Source organism: Streptomyces griseoviridis, assembly GCF_005222485.1.
GTDB lineage: Bacteria > Actinomycetota > Actinomycetes > Streptomycetales > Streptomycetaceae > Streptomyces > Streptomyces hintoniae.
In genome coordinates, this window is sequence record NZ_CP029078.1 from 6,589,455 (window position 1) to 6,609,084 (window position 19,630).

Sequence of the window (19,630 nt, forward strand, 5' to 3'; positions counted from 1 at the left end):
CTCTCCAGCGGTTCAAACGGCTACCACCCCACCCTCGCCGCGGGACCCCCGTCCGCGCGTCCGGCACAGGAGGGCACCCGGCGGGCCGAAAGACGGCGCGCGGGTTCCCACTTTCGACAGAGGCCGCCGGGCGCCCGCCTCCGTAACCTGGGACGCACTGTGACGACCGCCGCCCCCGCCCTGACCCCGACCACCCGAGCCCTCGCCTGGTGCCTGCACCTGCTGGTCATCGGCCTGCTCGCGCTGGCCGCGGGCCGGGCCGTGGCCGACGGCCGGCCGCACGCCGGATGGATCGTCGCCGCGTCGGCCGTCTGCGCACTGGTGTACGCGGTCGGGCCCGCGCTGCCCCGGGTACGCCGCTCGCGGCAGGCCGCCGCGCTGTGGCTGGCCGCCGTGGGCGCCTGCTGGCTGGTGCTGCTCGCCCTCTCCCCGGACGCCGTGTGGGTCGCCTTCCCGCTGTACTTCCTCCAGCTGCACCTGCTGCCCCGCCGCGCGGGACCGGTGGCCGTGGCCGTCACCGCCGCCGCGGCCGTCGCGGGCTTCGCCGCGCACCAGCACTCCCTCACCCCCGCCGTGGTCATCGGGCCCGCGCTCGGCGCCGCCGTGGCCGTCGCCGTGGTGCGGGGCTACCAGGCCCTCTACCGGGAGAGCGAACAGCGCCGCCGGCTGATCGAGGAACTCACCGCCACCCGCGCCGACCTGGCCGCCGCCCAGCACACCGCCGGTGTGCTCGCCGAACGCGACCGCCTGGCGCGCGAGATCCACGACACCCTCGCCCAGGGCCTGTCCAGCATCCAACTGCTGCTGCGCGCCGCCGAACGCGCCCTGCCCCAGGCGCCGCGGAGCGCCGCCGGCTACGTCGACCAGGCGCGGCAGGCCGCCGTCGACAACCTCGCCGAGGCCCGCCGTTTCGTCGCCGCCCTCGTCCCGCCCACGCTGGAAGGCACCACCCTGGCCGACGCCCTCGACCGCCTGTGCGCCACCACCTCCGCCAGGCACCGGCTCACCGCGCGCTTCCACCTCGCCGGCGACCCCGCCCCGCTCGCCACCGCCCACGAGGTCGCGCTGCTGCGCATCGCCCAGTCCGCGCTGGCGAACACCGTTCACCACGCCGGGGCCACCACCGCCGACGTCACCCTCACCCACCTCGGTGACCACGTCGCCCTCGACGTCGTCGACGACGGGCGCGGCTTCGACCCCGCCCGGCTGCCCGCCCCCGACCCCGGGAGCGGCGGCTTCGGACTGGCCGCCATGCGGGCCCGCGCCGACGCCCTCGGCGGCACCCTCACCATCGAATCAGCCTCCGGCCACGGCACCGCCCTGGCCGTCCGACTGCCCCTCACCCAGCCCGAGGCCCGCCCGTGACCGACGACACCCCCATCCGCCTGCTCCTGGCCGACGACCACCCCGTCGTCCGGGCAGGACTGCGCGCCGTGCTCGAAACCGAACCCGGCCTCGTCGTGACGGCCGAGGCCGCCACCGCCGAGGACGCCGTGGCCCGCGCCGCCGAGGGCGACATCGACGTCGTCCTCATGGACCTGCGGTTCGGCCGGGGCATGGGCGGCGCCGAGGCCACCGCCCGGATCACCGCCAGGCCCGGAGCCCCCCGGGTGCTGATCGTCACCACCTACGACACCGACGCCGACACCCTGCACGCCATCGAGGCAGGCGCCACCGGCTACCTCCTCAAGGACGCGCCGCCCGAGGAGCTGGCCGCCGCCGTCCGCACCGCGGCCGCCGGACGCACCACCCTCGCGCCCACCGTCGCCGACCGGCTGATGAACCGGCTGCGCACCCCCGGCACGTCGTTGACCCGACGCGAGGTCGAGGTCCTGACGCTGGTCGCGGACGGCCTGTCCAACCAGGCCGTCGGCGCCCGCCTCCATCTGACCGAAGGCACCGTCAAGTCCCACCTCGCCCGCGTCTTCACCAAACTCGACGTCGACTCCCGCACCGCCGCCGTCGCCGCCGCCACCGACCTCGGCCTCATCCGCCGCTGACCCGAGCGCGCGGCGGCGCGCAGGACACCGGCCGGCGGTGCTACCAGCGGACCGTCCGCCCCTGGTGGTCGAGGTACTGGAGTCCGCCCTTGCCCGACTGCGCCTCGATCGTGTCGACCACGCGCGGGATGCTCTGGTCGACCGTCAGGGGCGCGGCCGGGCCGCCCAGGCCGGTGCGCACCCAGCCGGGCGCGATGAGCAGCAGGGTGCGCGGGTCGTCGGCGCGGCGGGCGGCGAAGCTGCGCATCAACTGGTTCAGCGCGGACTTGCTCGCCCGGTAGACCTCGAAGCCGCCGCGCTCGTTGTCGGCGACGCTGCCCTGACCCGACGACATCACCCCGATCGTGCCGCGCGGCGCGACGAGGTCGCGCAGCGCCTCGACGACCCGCATCGGGCTCAGCGCGTTGGTCACCATGAGATGCGTGAAGGTGTCCGTGGAGACGTCGGCGACCGTCTCCTCGGGGCCGTTGGTCACCCCCGCGTTGACGAACAGCAGGTCGAACACCGTCCCCGCGAGCCGGTCGTGGAGCACCGCGACCTCCTCGGGGACGGTGATGTCGACGGACTCCACCCGCAGCCTGCCGTCCGAGGAGTCGGCCAGGTCGTGCAGGCCGGTGCGGCCAAAACCGCGCACGGTGCCGGTCACCCGCCACCCCCTGGCCAGGTACTCGGCGGCCAGCGCGAGGCCGAGACCGCGGGACGCGCCGATGATGAGGGCGGACCTGTCGGTGGTGGGGGTGCTGGTCATCGTCGATCCTCGCTCCCGGGGACGCGGCTGAGAGCGAGCGTAGTGGGAGGGGGCGTCCCGCGCAGGCCCGCGGGTTCCGCTGGCGCCCGGCCCTGGTGCGGCGCCTCGCGCGCCCCCGCGCACGCTCTGCCGGTCGCCGTCGGCCGCGCACGACAGTGGGGACAGCCGTCGTCGGAGGACGCCGACGACGCGACAAGCGACAAGCGACAAGGGAACGATCTCCATGCGCCGTGTCACCTCACTCGTCATCACCTCGCTCGCCCTCGTGGCGGCCCTCGGCACCGCCCCCGCCGTCTCCGCCGCCCCGGCCCCCGCGCCCGCCCCCGCGGCCCGAGCCGCCGCCGCGGTCTTCCGCTGCGATCCCGGGCACTTCTGCATCTACAGCGGCTGGGGCGGCGCGGGCAGCCGCTGCCAGTGGACGTCGGCGCGGGTGGCGAACACCGCCGACGGGTGCGCCTTCATCCGGCGCGGCAAGAAGGTGCTGTCCCTCTGGAACGGCACCGGACACCGCATCCAGTACTACAAGCAGACCAACTTCCAGGCGCGTGTCGGTTCGACGGCCGCCGGCCACGGCGGCAACCTCCAGGGCAGCTACCAGATCCGCTCCTTCAAGAAGCAGTAGCCGCCGCCGGGTTCGGGTGCGGGGCGGGCGCGGGATTGTCGGGCACCGCGCCCGTCGAGCGGCCTCCGACAGGCGACGGCGGACGGAAGAACACCCGTCCGGCTCACCAGCGCGCGCGGTCGGGCGTGGCGGGCGGTGTGATGGGAACGTCCCCGCAAGCAGTTCCACGGAGGTACTCCATGCGCATGCGTTCCCTGGCCACGACCGCCGCTCTGGCGGGCGCCCTGACACTGCTCGGTGCCACGGCGGCCCAGGCCGACCCCGACCCCACCGTCGGCACGGCGGTCGGCAGCCCCGGCGTCCTGTCCGGAGACGTCATCCAGGTCCCGATCGAGATCCCGGTCAACCTGTGCGGCAACAGCATCGACATCGTCGGTCTGCTGAACCCCACCGCGGGCAACGCCTGCGTCAACGGCTGACCCGTCGGCTGTCACAGCCGGGCTCGGACAGGCCCCGTCGCGCCAGGTGCGCGACGGGGCCCTCGTCCGCGGTGGATGCGCCGCACGGTCCGGGGCAGTCTTGAGGGGTCCGCCCCAGACCCCGGCAGGAAACGTCCATGGACTGCTCACGTACGCCCGACCCGCTCCCCCCGGACCCGCGTCCCGCCCCCGACGCCGAAGTACGGCGGCTGGAGACGGAGGTCGCGCACCTGCACGAGGCGGTCGCCTCGCACGCCGTCGTCGACCAGGCGATCGGCGTCGTCGTCGCACTGGCGAAGACCACGCCCGCCAGGGGGTTCGAGGTGCTCCGTGAGATCTGCTGGCACACCGACGTCGAGCTGCGCGCGGTCGCCGCGCACCTCATCGGCTGGACCCAGGGCGAACCCCTGCCCGCCGAGGTCGCCCGCGCCCTCGACACCGCCGTCGAACGCCTCGGCTCCGACGGCGACGGCACGCCCCCGCACACCGTCGTCTGACGGCACGCCCCCGCACACCGCCGGCTGACGGCACCGCCCGGCTCAGCCGATCCCGGAGGGTTCCCGCTCCGCCCGGTCGCCCCGGCCGACCGTCGCCGCCCAGATGACGGCGGACGGCGCCGTCACCACCACGGATCCCGGCCGGTGGGACGCCCTGAGGGAGATCTCGTGGTACGCCACCTCCGGCACGACGCCACCGCACCGCAGCCGGTAGGAAACCGCCACGGTCGGCACGTCGACGGAGACCGAGCCCTCACCCTGGCAACTCACCGCCACGATGAGGGCCTTGCCCCGTGCGCCGCCCGTGTACCCCAGCCGCCCGTCACCCCGAACCGCCTCCTGCCGCCCGGCGACCGTCTCCCCCGCACCGTCGAGACGCGGCGGCTCGACGGTGCGTTGGACGGCGGCGGGGCGCGGAACGTCGGCGGAACGGCGAACTTCGGCGGAACGGGGCTGCCGCGCACCGGTCGCGGCGGTGGCCGGGGGGTCTTCGCCGGGGGTGGAGGGGGCGTGGGTCGGCGTGCAGGCCGTCGCCGCCAGGAGCGTCAGGAACGTCAGAAGTGGCAGAAGTGGCAGAGGTGTCCGGTGTGGCACCGGTGCCAGGACGCGGGCCACGGGTCGGGCGGCCGGGGGTCCTGTCGGGCGGGCGATGTCCATGGCGCGGCCTCCGGGTGCCGGACCGCCCCCCTGGCGATCACGCACCAGGGACTGTACGGACCGATCCCGGGTGCCACCAGGGAGCGGGCCCTCCGCCGCCACGGTCGACCACGGGTGGCGGGGAGGAGAGGCCCGGTCGGCGGCCCGGCTCCCAGCCCGGTCAGCGGCCTGACGCCTGGCCCGTGGGACCGCCCGGCTCCCGGCCCGGTTGCCGCAACCCTGTCGTCGGGCCGGCCCGGGTCCGGCGGCGTCGTCCGGCGGGCGCTCCTCGCCGAGGACGACGACGGACGGGCCCCGCCGGCCGGTCTGTCCGTGGCCCACCGGGCTCCGCGAGGGCGGCTCCCGGGAGCGGGAAGCGGGCCCGGCTCCCGCTCCCGGGGGCCGGGCCCGCCCGCTGCGGAAGCCGTCAGTCCTTGGTGGCGCCGAGCTTTCCGATGTAGTCCTGCGCCTTGTCGACGGCGGTGTCGATCTTGTCGGAGTGCTTGCCCTCGGTCTTGTCGTCGATGAAGTCGCCGACCTTCTCCAGACCGTCGGAGATCTTGTCGCCGTGGTCCTCGGCGATGTCCTCGATCTTGTCCTTGAGGTTCTTGAGGTGCTCAAGCATGCGAACCGGTTCCTCTACAAGGGTGTAGTAGCGTGGCTCGCAATGATCGCACCGCCTCCCCCGAGGCTGTCCAGTCCGCTTGGGCCGTACGGGAGTTGACCCGTCCCGCCGGCGGTGTCAGCGGCGGGCCAGCCGGCGTTCACCGCCCGCGCCCGTCGTGTACTCCAGCGCGTAGTGGGCGAAGACGGCCGGTTCGTCCGTGGCCAGCAGCTCGCCGTCGGTGTCGATCGACGGGGCCTGTTTCACCGTGTCCTTGTCGTGGATCACGATCAGCTGGTCCGGGGCGACGGTCGCGCCCGCGAGCGGCACGAAGACCAGCCTGCGGCGGCCGAGCAGTCCTACCGTCACGGTGGCGAACGAGGGCTCGTCCGTCGCCGTGTCGACATAGACGGACTCCAGGGTGCCGATCTTGGAACCGCTGGGGTCGACCACGTCGTGGCCTCGCCATTCACGGATATCGCCTGCTTCGAACATGGTGGACCTCCTCCCCCACCGAGTACCCCTGATCCCGTCCTTGATGCCTGGGCGGGCCGAGGCCCGAGGCGGCATTAAGGGCGCGTAAAGATTGCCGGGATCAGGCAATGTCGTTGACCCCTTACCCATGTGAACATGCTCATGCCGACGGGGGAGAGCAAGGAAGGGCGGGTGGGCGCACATGACCTGGTTTCTCGGTCTGGGCATCGCGGGGGTCGTCCTCCTTGCTCTGTCGGTCGTCCTCGACGGGTTGCTCGAAGGTTTCTTCGACGGCCTGCTTGATGGAATGTTCGACGGGCTGCTGTCGCTTCCGGTGATCTCCGGGTTCATCTCGATGCTCGGGTTCTCCGGAGCGATCGTGCTGGGCACCACCGGCCTCGGCACCCTGGGCGCCGTCGCCGTGGGGGTGCCCGCGGGGGCCGCCGCCGGCTGGGCCGCGTACCGGCTCAGCAGGGCGCTGATCGACGACAGCTCGGGAGCGGCGCCGAGCGGTGCCGACCTGATCGGCGTGGCCGGCTCCGTGGTGACCGCCATTCCCGCCGGGGGGTACGGCGAGGTGCTGGTGCGGCTGGCCGGGCAACCGGTCAAGTTCGCCGCCCGCAGCGAGTCGCCGGTGGCGCGCGGGACCGAGATCTGGGTCGACCGCACGCTCTCGCATACCGCCGTCTCCGTCCGCCCGGTCGATCACTGACCGACGACGGGGACCCGGCCGGGACCGACCTGACAGGGCCCCGGCCGGCCATGGACTCCACGCCGCCGGGGCCCCGGCCGGCCGGAGCCCCGACCGGAACCGCCCGGTCAGCCGCAGACTCCGACCGCTTCATAGCCGGTCGGCCGCATAGCCCGACCGCTTCATGACCGGTCGGCCGCAGACTCCGACCGTCTCGCGACCGGTCGGCCGCAGACTCCGACCGTCTCGCGACCGGTCGGCCGCAGACTCCGACCGTCTCGCGACCGGTCGGCCGCAGACTCCGACCGGGACCGCCCGGTCGACCACCGACCCGACCCGACCGGGCCCGACCGCCACCGCCGCGCGCGGTGCCGCGCGCCCGCCAGGTCCGTACGTCCGCAGTACCTAGGTGCCGTCCCCAGGGAGGGCCGAGGGGAGACCACATGAGTCCAGTCATCATCGCCGTCGTGGGAGTCGTCGTACTCCTCGTCCTGATGGCGCTCGTCGTCGCCAGCCGCTACAAGGTGGCAGGGCCGAGCGAGGCGTTCATCGTGACCGGCCGACGCGGCAAGAAGTCCACCGACCCGGAGACCGGGCGGGTGTTCACCGACAACAGCGGCCAGAAGGTCGTGGTCGGCGGTGGCGTGTTCGTCGTGCCGTTCGTGCAGCAGAAGTTCACCCTCGACCTGTCCTCCCGGCACATCCCGGTCGCGGTGCGCGGCGCGGTCACCCTGCGCGGGGTGAAGTCCAACCTGGACGGCGTCGCCATCGTCAAGGTCGGCGGCACCGAGGACTCGATCAGGGCCGCGGCCCAGCGGTTTCTGATGCAGCAGGACGGCATCGTCGGCTTCACCCAGGAAGTGCTCTCCGGCGCGCTGCGGGCCATCGTCGGCCGGATGTCCGTCGAGGACGTCATCCGGGACCGGGCCGCGTTCGCCGGGCAGGTCGCCGAGGAGGCCGAGGCGAGTCTGTCGGGGCAGGGCCTGGTGCTCGACGCCTTCCAGATCCAGGACATCACCACCGAGGGCTCCTATCTGGAGGACCTCGGCCGCCCCGAGGCCGCCCGCGCCAAGCAGGAGGCCGACATCGCCGAGGCCGTCGCCCGGCGGGCCGCCGAGCAGGCGCGGCTGAAGGCCGAGGAGGAGATCGCCATCGCCCAGCGCACGTTCGCGCTGAAGCAGTCGGAGATCAAGGCCGAGACCGACGAGGCGTACGCCCGTGCCGCCGCCGCGGGACCGCTCGCCGACGCGGCCAGGCAGCAGGAGATCCTCGCCGAGCAGGAGAAGGTCGCCGCGGGCCAGGCGGCCTTGACGGACCGTCAGCTCGACACCCAGGTCCGCAAGCCCGCCGACGCCAAGCGCTACGCCGCCGAACAGGAGGCGGAGGCCCGCAGGGTGGCCCGCGTCAAGCAGGCCGAGGCCGAGCGGCTCGCCGAGATCGCCTCGGCGCAGGCCGACGCGGAGCGGGCCAGGCTGACCGGTGAGGGTGAGAAGTCCCGCCGCAGCGCGCTCGCCGAGGCGGACGCCATCGAGGGCCTCAAGCAGGGTGAGGCCGAGCGGGCCAGGCGCGCGGCCATCGCGGAGGCGGTCAGGCTTGAGGGCGAGGCGGAGGCCGCCGCGATCGGCGCCAAGGGCGCGGCCGAGGCCGAGGCCATGCGCAAGAAGGCGGAGGCGTTCGGGCAGTACGGCGACGCGGCGGTCCTCCAGATGCTGATCGAGGTGCTCCCGCAGGTCGTCGCGAAGGCGTCCGAGCCGCTCAGCGCCATCGACAAGCTGACGGTCATCTCCACCGACGGCGCGGGACGGCTGCCGCGCGCGGTCGCCGACAACGTCAGCCAGGGCGTCGAACTCCTCAACGCCACCACGGGGATCGACCTCGCGCAGCTCCTGAAGGGCGTCACCAACCGCCCGGAGGCGGCCACGGCCACGCCGGCACCGGCCGCGGCCAACGGGAAGGTCGAGATCTCGGGCTGAGCCTCGGGGGCGCCCACGGGGATCGGGAGATCGGGGGAACCCGGGGCGCCCACGGGAAACGGGGGGAACGGGGGAACTGCCCAGAAGGGAAGGGGAGTTCGGGGGACCCCCGGAAGGAAAAAGGGGGAGCGGGGGAACTCCCGCGGCGGCCACGGGAATCGGGGGAGTCCCGGGGCTGCCACGGGGGACGGGGGCGGGCAGGACGGGGGAGAGCCGGGCGCACCGGGGACGGGGGAACGGGGGAAGCCCGGGGCGCCTACGGGGGAACGGGGGAAGGGGGGAGCCCGAGGGGGAGCGGGGGAACTCCGGGGACCGGGAGCGGGGGAAACCGGGGATCGGGGGAGGCCGGGGGGAGTCCGGAAGGCGGTCAGCACCGCCTTCCGGACTCCCCCCGGCCATCAGGCAGTATGGGCGAAGGGCAGGTCGCAGGTGGTCGCGGCGCCGCACCGGGACGTGCGGGGAGGAACCGTGAACCAGCCGGAGGCGGCCGTGGGGAGAGAACCGTGAACGAGCTGGAGGCAGCCGTGGGGGAGGACGTGTGAACGGGCCGGAGGCAGCCGACGCCCACACCTACGCCGAAACCGGCACCGGCACCGGCAGCGGCACCGGCACCGGCAGTGGCAGCGTCACCGGCACTGTCGCCGGCACCGGCGGTTATCTGACCGGATACGACCAGATACTCGCCGAGGTCTGCGCGACCGGACGTCGGCTCACCCGCGCCGAGTTGGAGTCGCGGCGGCTGCTGGGGGAGCGGGCCGCCGAGACCGGCGTCGGGCTGCGGGTGCTCGTCCGACAGCACCTCGCGGCGACCCGCACGATCTGGCCGACGCTCGGCTCCGTCGACGCCGACCGGGTCCTGGCCGCCGTCGAGCAGTCGATCGACGCCTTCGCCGAGGGGCACGAGCGGGCCCAGAAACTCGCCGTGCGCCGCGAGGAGGCCGCCCGCCGGGAGTTCATCGACGACCTCCTCTACGGCCGCAGCGACCTCGGCAGGCTGGCCGAGCGCGCCGTCAGGTTCGGGCTGCTGCTGACCCGCGCGCACGCCGTCGCCGTCTGCCAGGGCGGGACGCCCCTCGACGACACCGACCCGGCCACCCGCCAGGTGGAGAGCGCGCTGGTCGCGCGGTTCAGCGAGCGGCGCGTGCTGCTCGCCACCAAGGGCGGCCTGCTGATCTGCATCGCGCCCGCCGACCAGGAGGAGATCCTGGCCCACTTCGCCAAGCTGGCGCACGCGGCCACCGACGGCGGCCGGGTCGCCGTCGGCCGCGCCCACCCGGGGCCCGGTGGCATCGTCCACTCGTACGAGGAGGCGCTGCACACCCTCGACCTGGCCGAGCGCCTCGCCCTCGACGGCCCGGTGCTGCACGCCGTCGACCTGCTCGTCTACCCCGTGCTCACCCGTGACCGGCAGGCCATGGCGGACCTCGTGCGCAACACCCTGGGCCCGCTGGAGAGCGCCCGCGGCGGCCCGCAGCCGCTGATCGACACGTTGACGGTGTACTTCGACTCCGGCTGCGTGGCCGCCGAGTCGGCCCGCCGGCTGAAGCTGAGCGTGCGGGCCCTGACCTACCGCCTCGAACGCGTCCACACCCTCACCGGCGTGAATCCGGCCGACCCCACGCACCGCTTCACCCTCCAGACCGCGGTGATCGGCGCCCGGCTGCTCGGCTGGCCGCAGACCGAGCTGTAGGCCGTCCGGGTGGTGGACCGGGGATGGGCTTCACCTGGGCCGATGTGTATGCTTGGCGGTCGCGAAGGGGAGTAGCCCCGCAATACCGGTCGTCGACACACTGGAAACCTCTCACGGGGAATCCCGGTGGCCGGGCCCGCAGAGGTCGTGTGCGGGCGGGCGAGACCTTCGGCCCATGAGTCGATGACGTATGCGCGTCGGCGGGGCCGAAGCTGCCGCCGTCCCCTCGCGCGGTCGTCCTCGGAGCCCCCGCCCGTGCGGGAAGGCTGGTCCGGGACCGTGCATCCGCTTCCGCTGTCTCCGATCGTCCGTGTCGGTGCCGTCCTGCGTGCTCTGAGGTCCGCGGGCACCGGCCGGGAGCCCGCCGTCAAAACCCGCACTCCGCCCGCCCTGACCAGGAGCGCCGCTCCGTTCGGGGACCCGCGCGCGCATCCGCCGTCCAACGCCTTCGTGCCGGTGCCCGGCTGCTGGGTCTGTCTCCTCCTCGACGACGTCGCCCACGCGGCGTGGCGCGGTGACGACGGGCTGCGGCTCGCGGACTGGCTGTCGGTCACCGCGAGCGGCATGGGCCACCGCGTCAGGGACCACGGCGATCCGCCGACCCCCTGAACCAACCCCGGCCTCCCCCCGGGCCGTGCGGTCACCCGTGCCCGCGGCCCTCTACAGAAAGCAGCTCAAGGAATGTCTCTCGACCCCCTGGCGATCCTCACCGCCTTCGGGCTGATCTTCCTCGCGGAACTCCCCGACAAGACCATGTTCGCGTCGCTCGCCATGGGCACCCGCATGCGTCCGCTGTACGTGTGGTTCGGCACGTCCACGGCGTTCATCGTGCACGTCGTGATCGCCGTCGGCGCGGGCAGCCTGCTCGGGCTGCTCCCCGGCATGCTGGTCAAACTGGTCTCGGCGGCCCTCTTCGCGTTCGGCGCGTTCGTGCTGCTGCGCTCCGGGGGCGACGACGAGGACGAGGAGGGCGGCGGCAAGACCGTCACCGGCTTCTGGCCCGTCTACGGCACCGCCTTCACCGCCGTCTTCATCAGCGAGTGGGGCGACCTGACCCAGATCACCACCGCCAACCTCGCCGCCACCAACGGCTGGCTCTCCACCGCCATCGGCTCCGCGGCGGCCCTCATGTCGGTGTCCGCCCTCGCCCTGCTGGTCGGCCGGTTCATCGCGCAGCGCGTGCCGCTCAAGACGGTGCAGCGGATCGGCGCCGTCTGCATGGCGGGCCTCGCCATCTGGACCCTCGTGGAGGCCTTCACCGGCTGACCGCCCGCCCGCACCTCCGCCTCGAAGGCCCTGACCCGGCAGCCGATCACCGGCTGTGACCCACATCACCGCGGCGCGGTGCAGCGTGGGGACGGGGTCAGGGCCTTTCCCCAGGTGTAAGGAGTCAGCGAGATCAGGGACGGTACGGATGGGACAGACTCGGACCGGTGAGTTCGAGGAGTTCGTGGCGGCCCGCTGGCCTGGTCTGATCCACCTGGCCCGGCTGCTCACCGGTGGCGATCGGCACCGGGCCGAGGACCTCGTCCAGGAGTCCCTGGTCAAGCTCTGGTTCGCCTGGCCGAAGGTGGCCGACGAGGCGCCCGAGGCCTACGCGCGCAAGGTGATGGTGCGGTCGGCCGCGCGGTCGGCGCGACGGCGCTGGTGGGGCGAGCGGCCCGTCGAGCAACTGCCCGACGTGGCGGCCCTCGGCGACGTCTCGACGGCGGTCGCCGAACGGTCCCGGCTGGAGAACGCGCTCGCCCAGCTGCCGGCCAGGCAGCGGGCCGCCGTCGTGCTGCGCTACTACCAGGATCTGCCGGAGGCGCAGGTGGCCCAGCTGCTCGGCTGCCCGGTCGGAACCGCCCGCTCGCACGCGTCACGCGGGGTGGCCAGGCTGCGCCGGCTCCTGGCCGACGTCATCGAGCCGGTGGGGTGAAGGGGAAGTCATGGATCACTTCGAACGGCAGTTGGCGCAGCTCATGCGCACCACCGAGGAACGCGTCTCCTTTGACTCCGGGCAGCGCGCGCGGCTCCGGGCGGGCGTGAAGGCCCGGCGGCGGATGCGGGCCGCGCGGCTCGGCGTCGGCACCCTGCTGGCCGTCGGCGGGCTCGGGCTCGGCCTGTTCCTGCTGCCCGCGGGCCACGACCGGGTCGAACCCAGCGCGCCGGGACCGGGCCAGGTGACCGGCCCGTCGTCGGTCCAGGACCCGACCCCCGGGCCGACCGTCGGCACCGGGCCCTCTCCCGGTACGTCGCCCTCGCAGCCCCCGTCGACGACGGGTGTCACCGACCTCCCGCCGACGTCCGCGAGCCCCCCTCCCACCGGAAGCGCGACCTCGTCCGCCCCCTCGTCCGCGACCTCGTCCCCCTCGGGGACCTCCGCTCCCACGGAGACGGGCCGGTCGAGCCCGGACGCCACGTCCTCCTCGTCCTACGGGACCGGGACCGGGACCGGGACCGGGACCGGCGAGATCACCACCCCGCCGTCGGGAACGGTGAGCGCCGGCTAGCCGCACCGGCCCCTCCCTCCCCTCACCCCCGCTGCACCTGACCCCGCCGCATCGCCCCCGCGCCACGGGTGCCTTCGGCATGCCCTCTCCCTCCGGACGGACAAGGACGAAACATGACACAACCCGGAACGGTGGTCCCCGCCCGCGCGGAGTCGCTGCCGAGGCCCGCCCCACTGGCGGCCAGGCCGACGGCCCTCGTCCTGGACGTCGTCGTACCGGTGTTCAACGAGGAAGCCGATCTGGAGGCCGGGGTGCGGCGCCTGCACGCGCATCTGCGGGAGACGTTCCCCTACCCGTTCCTGATCACCGTCGCCGACAACGCGAGCACCGACGACACCCCGCTGATCGCCGCGCGACTGGCCGCCGAACTGCCCGAGTTGGAGTGGCTGCGGCTCACGGAGAAGGGGCGCGGCCGGGCCCTGCGCGCGGCCTGGTCGCGGTCGCGGGCCCCGGTGCTCGCCTATGTCGACGTGGACCTCTCCACCGACCTCGCCGCGCTGCTGCCGCTGGTCGCCCCGCTGATCTCAGGACACTCCGACCTCGCCATCGGCAGCCGCCTCGCGCCCGGCTCCCGGGTGGTGCGCGGCCCCCGCAGGGAGGTGATCTCCCGGTGCTACAACCTGCTGCTGCGCTCCACCCTCGCCGTGGGGTTCTCCGACGCGCAGTGCGGCTTCAAGGCGATCAGACGCGATGCCGCCGGACGCCTGCTGCCCCAGGTGCGGGACTCCGGCTGGTTCTTCGACACCGAACTCCTGGTGCTCGCCGAACGCGCCGGGCTGCGCATCCACGAGGTGCCGGTGGACTGGGTCGACGACCCCGACAGCAGCGTCGACGTCGTCGCCACCGCCGTCGCGGACCTGCGCGGGATCGCCCGGGTGGGCCGGGCACTGGCCGCCGGGACCCTGAGCGGCAACGGCGGCGGGACCGGGCGGGGTGTGGCCCCGCCCGGCGTGCCGGGGGCGCTCTCCCGGGCGGTGCGTTTCGCCGCCGTCGGCGCCGTGAGCACCGTCGCCCACCTGCTCCTCTTCGCGCTGCTGCGCCCCTCCGCGGGTGCCCAAGTCGCCAACGCCGTCGCCCTGTTGCTCTGCGCCGTAGCCAACACGGCCGCCAACCGGCGGTTCACCTTCGGGGTGCGCGGGCGCGACGGTGTGCTGCGCCACCAGTCGCGCGGGCTCGCCGTGTTCGGGATCGGCCTCGCTCTCACCGCCGGCGCCCTCGCCGCCCTGCACGCGCTCGCGCCCGACGCGGGCCACCGCACCGAACTCACCGTGCTGGTCGGCGCCAACCTCGCCGCGACCCTGCTGCGGTTCCTCCTCTTCCAGGTCTGGGTCTTCGGGGCCAGGCGCGACGGGCGGGCGGCCCGATGAGCACCGTCGAAGTCAGCCCGCCCGCAACGGAGTTCGCGGACGCACCCACCGAAGGGCGGCTGCGGCGGGCGGTCCGCGCGTACGGTCCCGTCCTCGCGCTCTACGGCACGCTCAAGCTCGTCGGCTTCCTCGTCTTCATGCAACTGCTCGACTCCGCGGGGGACTTCCGCCGCAAGAACCCGCGGTTCGGGGGCGGCGCCCACACCTGGGACGTGCTGGCCAGTTGGGACGGCTGGTGGTACCAGCAGATCGCCGCGCTCGGCTACCGCCCCGCGCTGATCCCGATCCCGGACGCCACGGGACCGCTCACCCTCCAGGGCAACTCGGCCGCCTTCTTCCCCCTCTACCCGGCCCTGATGCGGCTGGTCTCCGAGGTGACGGGCCTCGGTCTGTACGGCGCCGGGATGCTGGTGTCGGTCGTCGCCTCGTTCGTCGCCGCGCTCGGCATCCACCGGGTGACCGCCAGGCTCCGCGGTCCCTCCGCCGGGCTGATGGCGGCCGGACTGTGGGCGGTGTGGCCGGGCTCCGGCATCGAATGGGCGGTCTACTCCGACTCCCTGTACGTGGCGCTCACCGCCTGGACCTGCCATGCCGTCCTGACCCGCCACTGGCTCACCGCCGGGTTCCTCGCCTGCGCGGCGGGCCTCAACCGGCCGACCGCCGTCACGCTGATCGCCGCTGTGACGGTCGCGGCGCTGCCGGCGGTGCGGGAACGGAACGCCGGCCGGGCGCGCCCGCTCGTCGCCGTGGCCGTCGCACCCCTGGGGCTGCTCGGGTACCTCGGCTGGGTCGGGTACAGGACCGGTGAACCCGGCGGCTACTTCGCGCTCCAATCCGGCGCCTGGCAGCACGAGTTCGACTTCGGCCGGTACACCGCGACGGTCTTCACGTCGGTGCCCGTGGGCCACTTCGACTACCCCTACGCCTGGCCCTTCGCGGACGTCATCGGCGTCGGGGTCGTCCTGCTGGCGCTCGCCCTGATCCCGCTGCTGATCCGGCTGCGGCTGCCCGCGGTGCTGGTCGTGCACACCGTCCTGACGGTCCTCCTGGTCCTCGGCAGCCAGCAGATCTTCGGCAACGTCTCCCGCTATCTGCTGCCCGCCTTCCCGCTGTTCGTGCCGGTCGCCCTCGCGCTGCGCCGCCTCCCGGTGGCGCTGCGGCTCGGCCTGCTCACCCTCGCGGCCACCGCCTCCGGCTCCTACGCGGGCTACGTCCTCTTCGAACTCGGCGTCCCGTGACCGGGCAGGGACACCGGTCGGGCGGTGCGCGCGGGAGCCATCCGGAAGGGGGCGAGGCATCTTGGATGCGAGGCCGTGAGGTCGATCCTCCTCGCACCAGCGGCCATTCACTCCCTCTCCTGCTCGCATCCGCGTTTGTGCGCCTCGGTGTCGCGGGTACCGTCATCCGGGAGGTGGTGGCCCGTGAGCCAGTCGCTGATCCAGCCGCTCGCCCGGCTCGCGCTGAGCGGGGACCTCGCCCGTCCCGCCCTGCTGTCCGTGGCTGACCTGCTGCGCTGGCCGCAGCACCGAGTGCGGGCCACCTTCGAGTGCGCCACCAGCGGGCGGCGCCGCCACCGGTTCAGCGGGCCCCTGCTGCACGACGTGCTGGCCGACGCGGGACCCGGCTTCGACCCCGAAAGGCGCAAGGACCGGCTGCGCTTCCTGATCGCGGTCACCGGCACCGACGGGCACCACGCGCTGCTGTCCTGGGCCGAGATCGACCCCGACTTCGCGCACGCGCCGGTGCTGCTCGCCACCCGGATCGACGACACCCCGCTCGACGGCGCGGGACCCCAACTGGTGCTGCCGCAGGACCGGTGCGGTGCCCGCTACATCAGCGGCATCACGGCGATCCGGGTGGACGGGGGCTACCGGTCGTGGAGTTGAGCCCGAGCCACACTCGGTCCCTGGTCAGCGGCAGCTCCGTGAAGCGGACCCCGGTGGCGTCCCGCAGCGCGTTGGCGAACGCGGGCGCGACCGGGTTGAACGGGCTCTCGCTCATCGACTTGGCGCCCAGCGGCCCGATCGCGTCGGCGGTCTCCATGAAGTGCACCTCGGTGCGCGGCACGTCCGCGTACTGCGGGAGCCGGTAGCGGCGGAACGCGGCCGTCTCCACCGCGCCCCGCCCGTCGAGCCGCACGTTCTCGAAGAGGGTCGCGCCCAGCGCCTGCGCCACCCCGCCCTCGACCTGCCCCCTGCACTGCATCGGGTTCATCACCGTGCCCGCGTCGGCCGCGTGCACGCTGCGCAGGACACGGATCTCACCGGTGCCGGGGTCCACGGCGAGCAGGAACCACTGCGCGTTGAAGGCGACCGAGCGCGGGGTGCCGCCGAAGTGGCCGTCGGCCGCGCACGTGACGCCGACCGCGCGGGCCGCCTCGTACAGCTCCTTCAGCGGGAGCCTGCCGCCCGGGTGCAGGACCGCCTCCTCGGCCAGCCGGCAGCCGGCCAGGTCCGTGCCCAGGTGCGCGGCGGCGAAGTCCAGGAGCTGGTCGGCGAGGGCGCGACAGGCGCGCAGGGTCGCCTTGCCCGCGACGACGGTCCCGGTGGAGGCGAAGGCGCCGGTGTCGTGCCGTACGACGTCCGTGTCGGACTGGCGGACGGTGATCCGGTCGACGGTGGTGGCGAGTTCGCCCGCCGCGATCTGCCGGTGCACGGTGGTGGTGCCGTTGCCGAACTCCGCGGTGCCGACGGCGAGATCGAAGGTGCCGTCGGGCAGCAGCGTGGCGCGCGCGTCGGCGAAGTGGCCGCCGGGCGGTCCCGTCGCGATCATCCCCAGCGCCGTGCCCTCGCCCACCAGCCAGCCCTCGGGCACCTCGGCCCGCGGTTCGGCCCTGGCCCGGCGCAGCACCGCGAGGCACTGGTCGAGGCCGTAGCTGGCGATGTGCAGGTCCTCCTCCTCGCCGCCCGGCGTGACCATCGCCTCGCCGGGGCCGATGAGGTTGCGGGCCTTGAACTCCACAGGGTCCAGGCCGAGTCGGCGGGCGAGTTCGTCGAGCGCCGATTCGAGCGCGAACATCACCTGGCCGAGCCCGTACCCGCGGAAGGCGCCCGCCGGGACGGTGTGCGTGTAGACGGCGTACGCGTCGACCTTCTTGTGCGGTGCCCGGTAGACGGCCATGGACTCGCCGACGCTGTGGAACAGCACGGCGGGCCCGTGGTTGCCGTACGCGCCGGTGTCGGAGACCACCCGCAGGCGCAGCGCGGTCAGGGTGCCGTCGCGGCGGGCGCCCGCGGTGACGTCGACGGTGAACGGGTGCCGGGTGGTGGCCCCGAAGAACTGCTCGGCCCGCGTGTACTCCAGCTTCACCGGCCGCCGCAGCCGCAGCACGGCGAGCGCCACGATGTCCTCGACGAGCATCTCCTGCTTGCCGCCGAAGCCGCCGCCGACCCGGCCCGCGACCACCCGCACGCCGTCGGGCGGCAGGTCGTACAGGGCGCACAGGGCGCGCCGGGTGAGGAACGGGGTCTGGGTGCTGGAGCGGACCACGAGCCGTCCCTCGTCGTCGAGCCAGGCCACCGCGCCGTGCGTCTCCAGGCTGGCGTGCTGCACCCGCTGGGTGCGGTAGCTGCCCCGGTACACCTCGTCGGCCTGCGCGAACCCGGCCTCGACGTCGCCGATCTCGCCGTGCGCCTCGCCCACCACGTTCTCCAGGGGCCGGGAGATCCTGGCGGTCGCCGGGTCCTCTTCGTGCACCACGGGGGCGCCGGGGCGCATCGCCTCCTCCGGGTCGAGGACGGCGGGCAGCACCTCGTACGTCACCTCGATCCGCCGGCAGCCCTCCTCGGCGGCGGCCTCGCTGTCGGCGACGACGGCGGCGACCCGCTGGCCGACGTGGCGGACCGTGTCGTCGAGGACCCGGGTGTCGGCGGGGTCCTCCGTCGGATGCTCGTGGCGGGCGGTGGAGAAGTGCCGTGCGGGGGCGTCCCGGTGGGTGAGGACCGCGTGCACGCCGGGCACCCGCAGCGCGGCCGAGGTGTCCATCGCGACGATCCTGGCGTGCGGGTGCGGGGAGCGCAGCAGCTTCATGTGCAGCAGGCCGGGCACCTCGATGTCGAAGGTGTAGCGGGCGGTGCCGGTGACGACCTGCGGGCCCGCGGGGGCGGGCAGGTTGCGGCCCACCGACTCGCCCGCGCGCGGCGCCTCCACATGGCTGACGCCACGGACCGCGTCCTCGATCGCCCGGTAGCCGGTGCACCGGCACAGATTGCCCTTGAACGCCCTCGGCAGGTCGGCGAGTTGCTCGTCGTCGAGGGCCACGGCTGTCATCAGGAACCCGGCCGTGCAGAAGCCGCACTGGAAGCCCTGCGCGTCGAGGAACCTCCGCTGCACCGGGTGGAGTTCGCCGTCGGCGGTGGCGAGTCCCTCCACGGTGGTGACTGTACGGCCGTCGGCGCGGAACGCCGGATAGAGGCAGCTGTGCACCGGTTCGCCGTCGACGTGGACCGTGCAGGCCCCGCAGTCGCCCGCGTCGCAGCCCTTCTTCACCCCGAACCAGCCGCGCTCGCGCAGATAGGTGCGCAGGCACTGCCCGGCCCGCGGCTCCTCCTCGAAGGACCGCCCGTTGACCTCGACCCTCATCGGACCGCCTCCCTCAACTCGCCCCGGATCTCATCCGCCAGACGGAACGTCATGTGCCGTCGCCACACAGCCAGTCCGTGGATGTCGTCGAACCACTCGTCGTCGCCGACCGCCGCCGCGAGCGCGGCCCGCAGCGCGGACGCCGTCGGCGCCGACCCGAACCGCAGCCGTACCGGCCGCACGGTGGCCGCCGTCACCGAGACCGTCACCAGGCCGCCCCGCGGCTCGGCGGTGCCGATCACCAGCACCCCGGAGCGGCCGAGTCCGTAAAGGGACGCCTGCCGGAACGCGGTGCGGCGGCCGAGCGCGCCGGCCGGCAGGGTCACCGAGCGCAGCAGCTCGCCCTCGGCGAGGTCCGCGCGGCCCGCGCCGGTCACGAAGTCGGCGACCGGGGCCTCGCGCCGTCCGCCGTCCTGGGCGATCAGCAGGCAGGTGCCGTCCAGGGCGGCGGTGAGCGAGATCATCGGTCCCGCGGGCAGCGCGTTGCACAGGTTGCCGCCGACCGTCGCCATGTTCCAGATCTTGAACGAGGCGAGGAAGGCGCGGCAGCACTGCTCGAACAGCGGCGCGGCCGGGACGTCCAGCTCCTTCGCGAACCGGGAGAGCGCGGCGATGGTGCAGGTGGCGGCCAGCTCCACCGAACCGTCGGGCCGCCGCTCGGCGGGTGTCCAGCCGGTGCGGCTCAGGTCCACCAGGCGGCGCAGGTGCGGTTGCGGCTCGGAGAACAGAAAGGTGCCGCCGCCAAGCCAGGCGTCGCCAGGGCGCCAGGGCGCCGGTGTCCGCGCGTCCCGGATCTCCACCACCGTGTTCAGGTCCATGACCGCCAGTCAAGC

Annotated in this window: 21 protein-coding genes; 15 read left to right on the forward strand and 6 right to left on the reverse strand. The window is 74.1% G+C overall.

The features are described from left to right. Positions 1–159 precede the first annotated feature (159 nt). On the forward strand, positions 160–1,365 hold the full coding sequence (locus DDJ31_RS28575) for a sensor histidine kinase (protein WP_127177514.1): 1,206 nt from the start codon (positions 160–162) through the stop codon (positions 1,363–1,365). After that, a complete protein-coding gene (locus DDJ31_RS28580) occupies positions 1,362–2,000 on the forward strand; it encodes a response regulator (RefSeq protein WP_127177513.1) in 639 nt (212 codons plus the stop codon). Before DDJ31_RS28575 ends, DDJ31_RS28580 begins: the two co-directional genes overlap by 4 nt. A gap of 40 nt (positions 2,001–2,040) precedes the next feature. Here the strand turns inward: DDJ31_RS28580 and DDJ31_RS28585 are convergent, their stop codons facing one another. Next, the gene (locus DDJ31_RS28585; protein ID WP_127177512.1) at positions 2,041–2,748 is read right to left on the reverse strand and encodes an SDR family NAD(P)-dependent oxidoreductase; all 708 of its coding nucleotides are present in this window, start codon (positions 2,746–2,748) and stop codon (positions 2,041–2,043) included. A gap of 223 nt (positions 2,749–2,971) precedes the next feature. On the opposite strand from DDJ31_RS28585, the gene DDJ31_RS28590 reads away from it, so the two are divergent. The 3 genes from DDJ31_RS28590 (at position 2,972) to DDJ31_RS28600 (ending at position 4,286) form a co-directional block, all read left to right on the forward strand. Then, a complete protein-coding gene (locus DDJ31_RS28590; protein ID WP_127177511.1) occupies positions 2,972–3,370 on the forward strand; it encodes a peptidase inhibitor family I36 protein in 399 nt (132 codons plus the stop codon). A 179-nt stretch (positions 3,371–3,549) separates the two neighbouring features. Further along, positions 3,550–3,789 carry a chaplin gene (locus tag DDJ31_RS28595; RefSeq protein ID WP_431027085.1) on the forward strand — a complete coding sequence of 80 codons (240 nt, stop codon included), beginning with the start codon at positions 3,550–3,552 and terminating at the stop codon, positions 3,787–3,789. Positions 3,790–3,926: 137 nt separating this feature from the next. Then, entirely contained in the window at positions 3,927–4,286 is a 360-nt protein-coding gene (locus tag DDJ31_RS28600) for an ANTAR domain-containing protein (RefSeq protein WP_127177510.1), read from the forward strand. Positions 4,287–4,328: 42 nt separating this feature from the next. On the opposite strand, the gene DDJ31_RS28605 is transcribed toward DDJ31_RS28600, so the two are convergent. The 3 genes from DDJ31_RS28605 to DDJ31_RS28615 form a co-directional block, all read right to left on the reverse strand. Continuing rightward, positions 4,329–4,556, reverse strand: a complete 228-nt coding sequence (locus DDJ31_RS28605; protein ID WP_127177509.1) for a hypothetical protein — start codon at positions 4,554–4,556, stop codon at positions 4,329–4,331. 793 nt (positions 4,557–5,349) lie between these two features. Continuing rightward, the gene (locus DDJ31_RS28610; protein ID WP_127177508.1) at positions 5,350–5,547 is read right to left on the reverse strand and encodes an antitoxin; all 198 of its coding nucleotides are present in this window, start codon (positions 5,545–5,547) and stop codon (positions 5,350–5,352) included. A 117-nt stretch (positions 5,548–5,664) separates the two neighbouring features. Next, the gene (locus DDJ31_RS28615) at positions 5,665–6,021 is read right to left on the reverse strand and encodes a PRC-barrel domain-containing protein (protein WP_127177507.1); all 357 of its coding nucleotides are present in this window, start codon (positions 6,019–6,021) and stop codon (positions 5,665–5,667) included. 181 nt (positions 6,022–6,202) lie between these two features. Between DDJ31_RS28615 and DDJ31_RS28620 the strand changes: the two genes are divergently transcribed. The 10 genes from DDJ31_RS28620 (at position 6,203) to DDJ31_RS28665 (ending at position 16,102) form a co-directional block, all read left to right on the forward strand. After that, on the forward strand, positions 6,203–6,712 hold the full coding sequence (locus DDJ31_RS28620; protein ID WP_127177506.1) for a hypothetical protein: 510 nt from the start codon (positions 6,203–6,205) through the stop codon (positions 6,710–6,712). 422 nt (positions 6,713–7,134) lie between these two features. After that, positions 7,135–8,664 (forward strand): SPFH domain-containing protein, encoded by a 1,530-nt coding sequence (locus tag DDJ31_RS28625; RefSeq protein ID WP_127177505.1) that lies wholly within the window; start codon positions 7,135–7,137, stop codon positions 8,662–8,664. 658 nt (positions 8,665–9,322) lie between these two features. Then, positions 9,323–10,354 (forward strand): PucR family transcriptional regulator, encoded by a 1,032-nt coding sequence (locus tag DDJ31_RS28630; protein WP_127182567.1) that lies wholly within the window; start codon positions 9,323–9,325, stop codon positions 10,352–10,354. 279 nt (positions 10,355–10,633) lie between these two features. Next, positions 10,634–10,963, forward strand: a complete 330-nt coding sequence (locus DDJ31_RS28635; protein WP_127177504.1) for a hypothetical protein — start codon at positions 10,634–10,636, stop codon at positions 10,961–10,963. 72 nt (positions 10,964–11,035) lie between these two features. After that, positions 11,036–11,620: a TMEM165/GDT1 family protein gene (locus DDJ31_RS28640; protein WP_127177503.1), complete on the forward strand. Its 585-nt coding sequence runs from the start codon at positions 11,036–11,038 to the stop codon at positions 11,618–11,620. A 148-nt stretch (positions 11,621–11,768) separates the two neighbouring features. Next, positions 11,769–12,275: a SigE family RNA polymerase sigma factor gene (locus DDJ31_RS28645; RefSeq protein ID WP_127177502.1), complete on the forward strand. Its 507-nt coding sequence runs from the start codon at positions 11,769–11,771 to the stop codon at positions 12,273–12,275. A 10-nt stretch (positions 12,276–12,285) separates the two neighbouring features. Next, entirely contained in the window at positions 12,286–12,849 is a 564-nt protein-coding gene (locus DDJ31_RS28650; RefSeq protein ID WP_127177501.1) for a hypothetical protein, read from the forward strand. A 113-nt stretch (positions 12,850–12,962) separates the two neighbouring features. Next, positions 12,963–14,216, forward strand: a complete 1,254-nt coding sequence (locus DDJ31_RS28655; protein WP_127177500.1) for a bifunctional glycosyltransferase family 2/GtrA family protein — start codon at positions 12,963–12,965, stop codon at positions 14,214–14,216. Next, positions 14,213–15,454: a glycosyltransferase family 39 protein gene (locus DDJ31_RS28660; protein WP_127177499.1), complete on the forward strand. Its 1,242-nt coding sequence runs from the start codon at positions 14,213–14,215 to the stop codon at positions 15,452–15,454. Before DDJ31_RS28655 ends, DDJ31_RS28660 begins: the two co-directional genes overlap by 4 nt. A gap of 183 nt (positions 15,455–15,637) precedes the next feature. Beyond that, positions 15,638–16,102 (forward strand): molybdopterin-dependent oxidoreductase, encoded by a 465-nt coding sequence (locus tag DDJ31_RS28665; RefSeq protein WP_127177498.1) that lies wholly within the window; start codon positions 15,638–15,640, stop codon positions 16,100–16,102. Here DDJ31_RS28665 and DDJ31_RS28670 read toward each other — a convergent pair. Continuing rightward, positions 16,059–18,797: a molybdopterin-dependent oxidoreductase gene (locus tag DDJ31_RS28670; protein WP_127177497.1), complete on the reverse strand. Its 2,739-nt coding sequence runs from the start codon at positions 18,795–18,797 to the stop codon at positions 16,059–16,061. The two genes, DDJ31_RS28665 and DDJ31_RS28670, sit on opposite strands and share 44 nt — an antisense overlap. Further along, on the reverse strand, positions 18,794–19,615 hold the full coding sequence (locus tag DDJ31_RS28675; protein ID WP_127177496.1) for an FAD binding domain-containing protein: 822 nt from the start codon (positions 19,613–19,615) through the stop codon (positions 18,794–18,796). The genes DDJ31_RS28670 and DDJ31_RS28675 overlap by 4 nt, the downstream gene beginning before the upstream one ends. Positions 19,616–19,630 lie beyond the last annotated feature (15 nt).

Excerpts from the sequence above, each read along its gene's own strand:
- DDJ31_RS28650 (WP_127177501.1), top strand. The coding sequence starts at position 12,286 with ATGGATCACTTCGAACGGCAGTTGGCGCAGCTCATGCGCACCACCGAG.
- DDJ31_RS28670 (WP_127177497.1), bottom strand. The coding sequence starts at position 18,797 with ATGAGGGTCGAGGTCAACGGGCGGTCCTTCGAGGAGGAGCCGCGGGCC.
- DDJ31_RS28590 (WP_127177511.1), top strand. The coding sequence starts at position 2,972 with ATGCGCCGTGTCACCTCACTCGTCATCACCTCGCTCGCCCTCGTGGCG.
- DDJ31_RS28595 (WP_431027085.1), top strand. The coding sequence starts at position 3,550 with ATGCGCATGCGTTCCCTGGCCACGACCGCCGCTCTGGCGGGCGCCCTG.
- DDJ31_RS28615 (WP_127177507.1), bottom strand. The coding sequence starts at position 6,021 with ATGTTCGAAGCAGGCGATATCCGTGAATGGCGAGGCCACGACGTGGTC.
- DDJ31_RS28620 (WP_127177506.1), top strand. The coding sequence starts at position 6,203 with ATGACCTGGTTTCTCGGTCTGGGCATCGCGGGGGTCGTCCTCCTTGCT.
- DDJ31_RS28625 (WP_127177505.1), top strand. The coding sequence starts at position 7,135 with ATGAGTCCAGTCATCATCGCCGTCGTGGGAGTCGTCGTACTCCTCGTC.
- DDJ31_RS28660 (WP_127177499.1), top strand. The coding sequence starts at position 14,213 with ATGAGCACCGTCGAAGTCAGCCCGCCCGCAACGGAGTTCGCGGACGCA.
- DDJ31_RS28610 (WP_127177508.1), bottom strand. The coding sequence starts at position 5,547 with ATGCTTGAGCACCTCAAGAACCTCAAGGACAAGATCGAGGACATCGCC.
- DDJ31_RS28655 (WP_127177500.1), top strand. The coding sequence starts at position 12,963 with ATGACACAACCCGGAACGGTGGTCCCCGCCCGCGCGGAGTCGCTGCCG.
- DDJ31_RS28675 (WP_127177496.1), bottom strand. The coding sequence starts at position 19,615 with ATGGACCTGAACACGGTGGTGGAGATCCGGGACGCGCGGACACCGGCG.
- DDJ31_RS28600 (WP_127177510.1), top strand. The coding sequence starts at position 3,927 with ATGGACTGCTCACGTACGCCCGACCCGCTCCCCCCGGACCCGCGTCCC.
- DDJ31_RS28585 (WP_127177512.1), bottom strand. The coding sequence starts at position 2,748 with ATGACCAGCACCCCCACCACCGACAGGTCCGCCCTCATCATCGGCGCG.
- DDJ31_RS28640 (WP_127177503.1), top strand. The coding sequence starts at position 11,036 with ATGTCTCTCGACCCCCTGGCGATCCTCACCGCCTTCGGGCTGATCTTC.
- DDJ31_RS28645 (WP_127177502.1), top strand. The coding sequence starts at position 11,769 with ATGGGACAGACTCGGACCGGTGAGTTCGAGGAGTTCGTGGCGGCCCGC.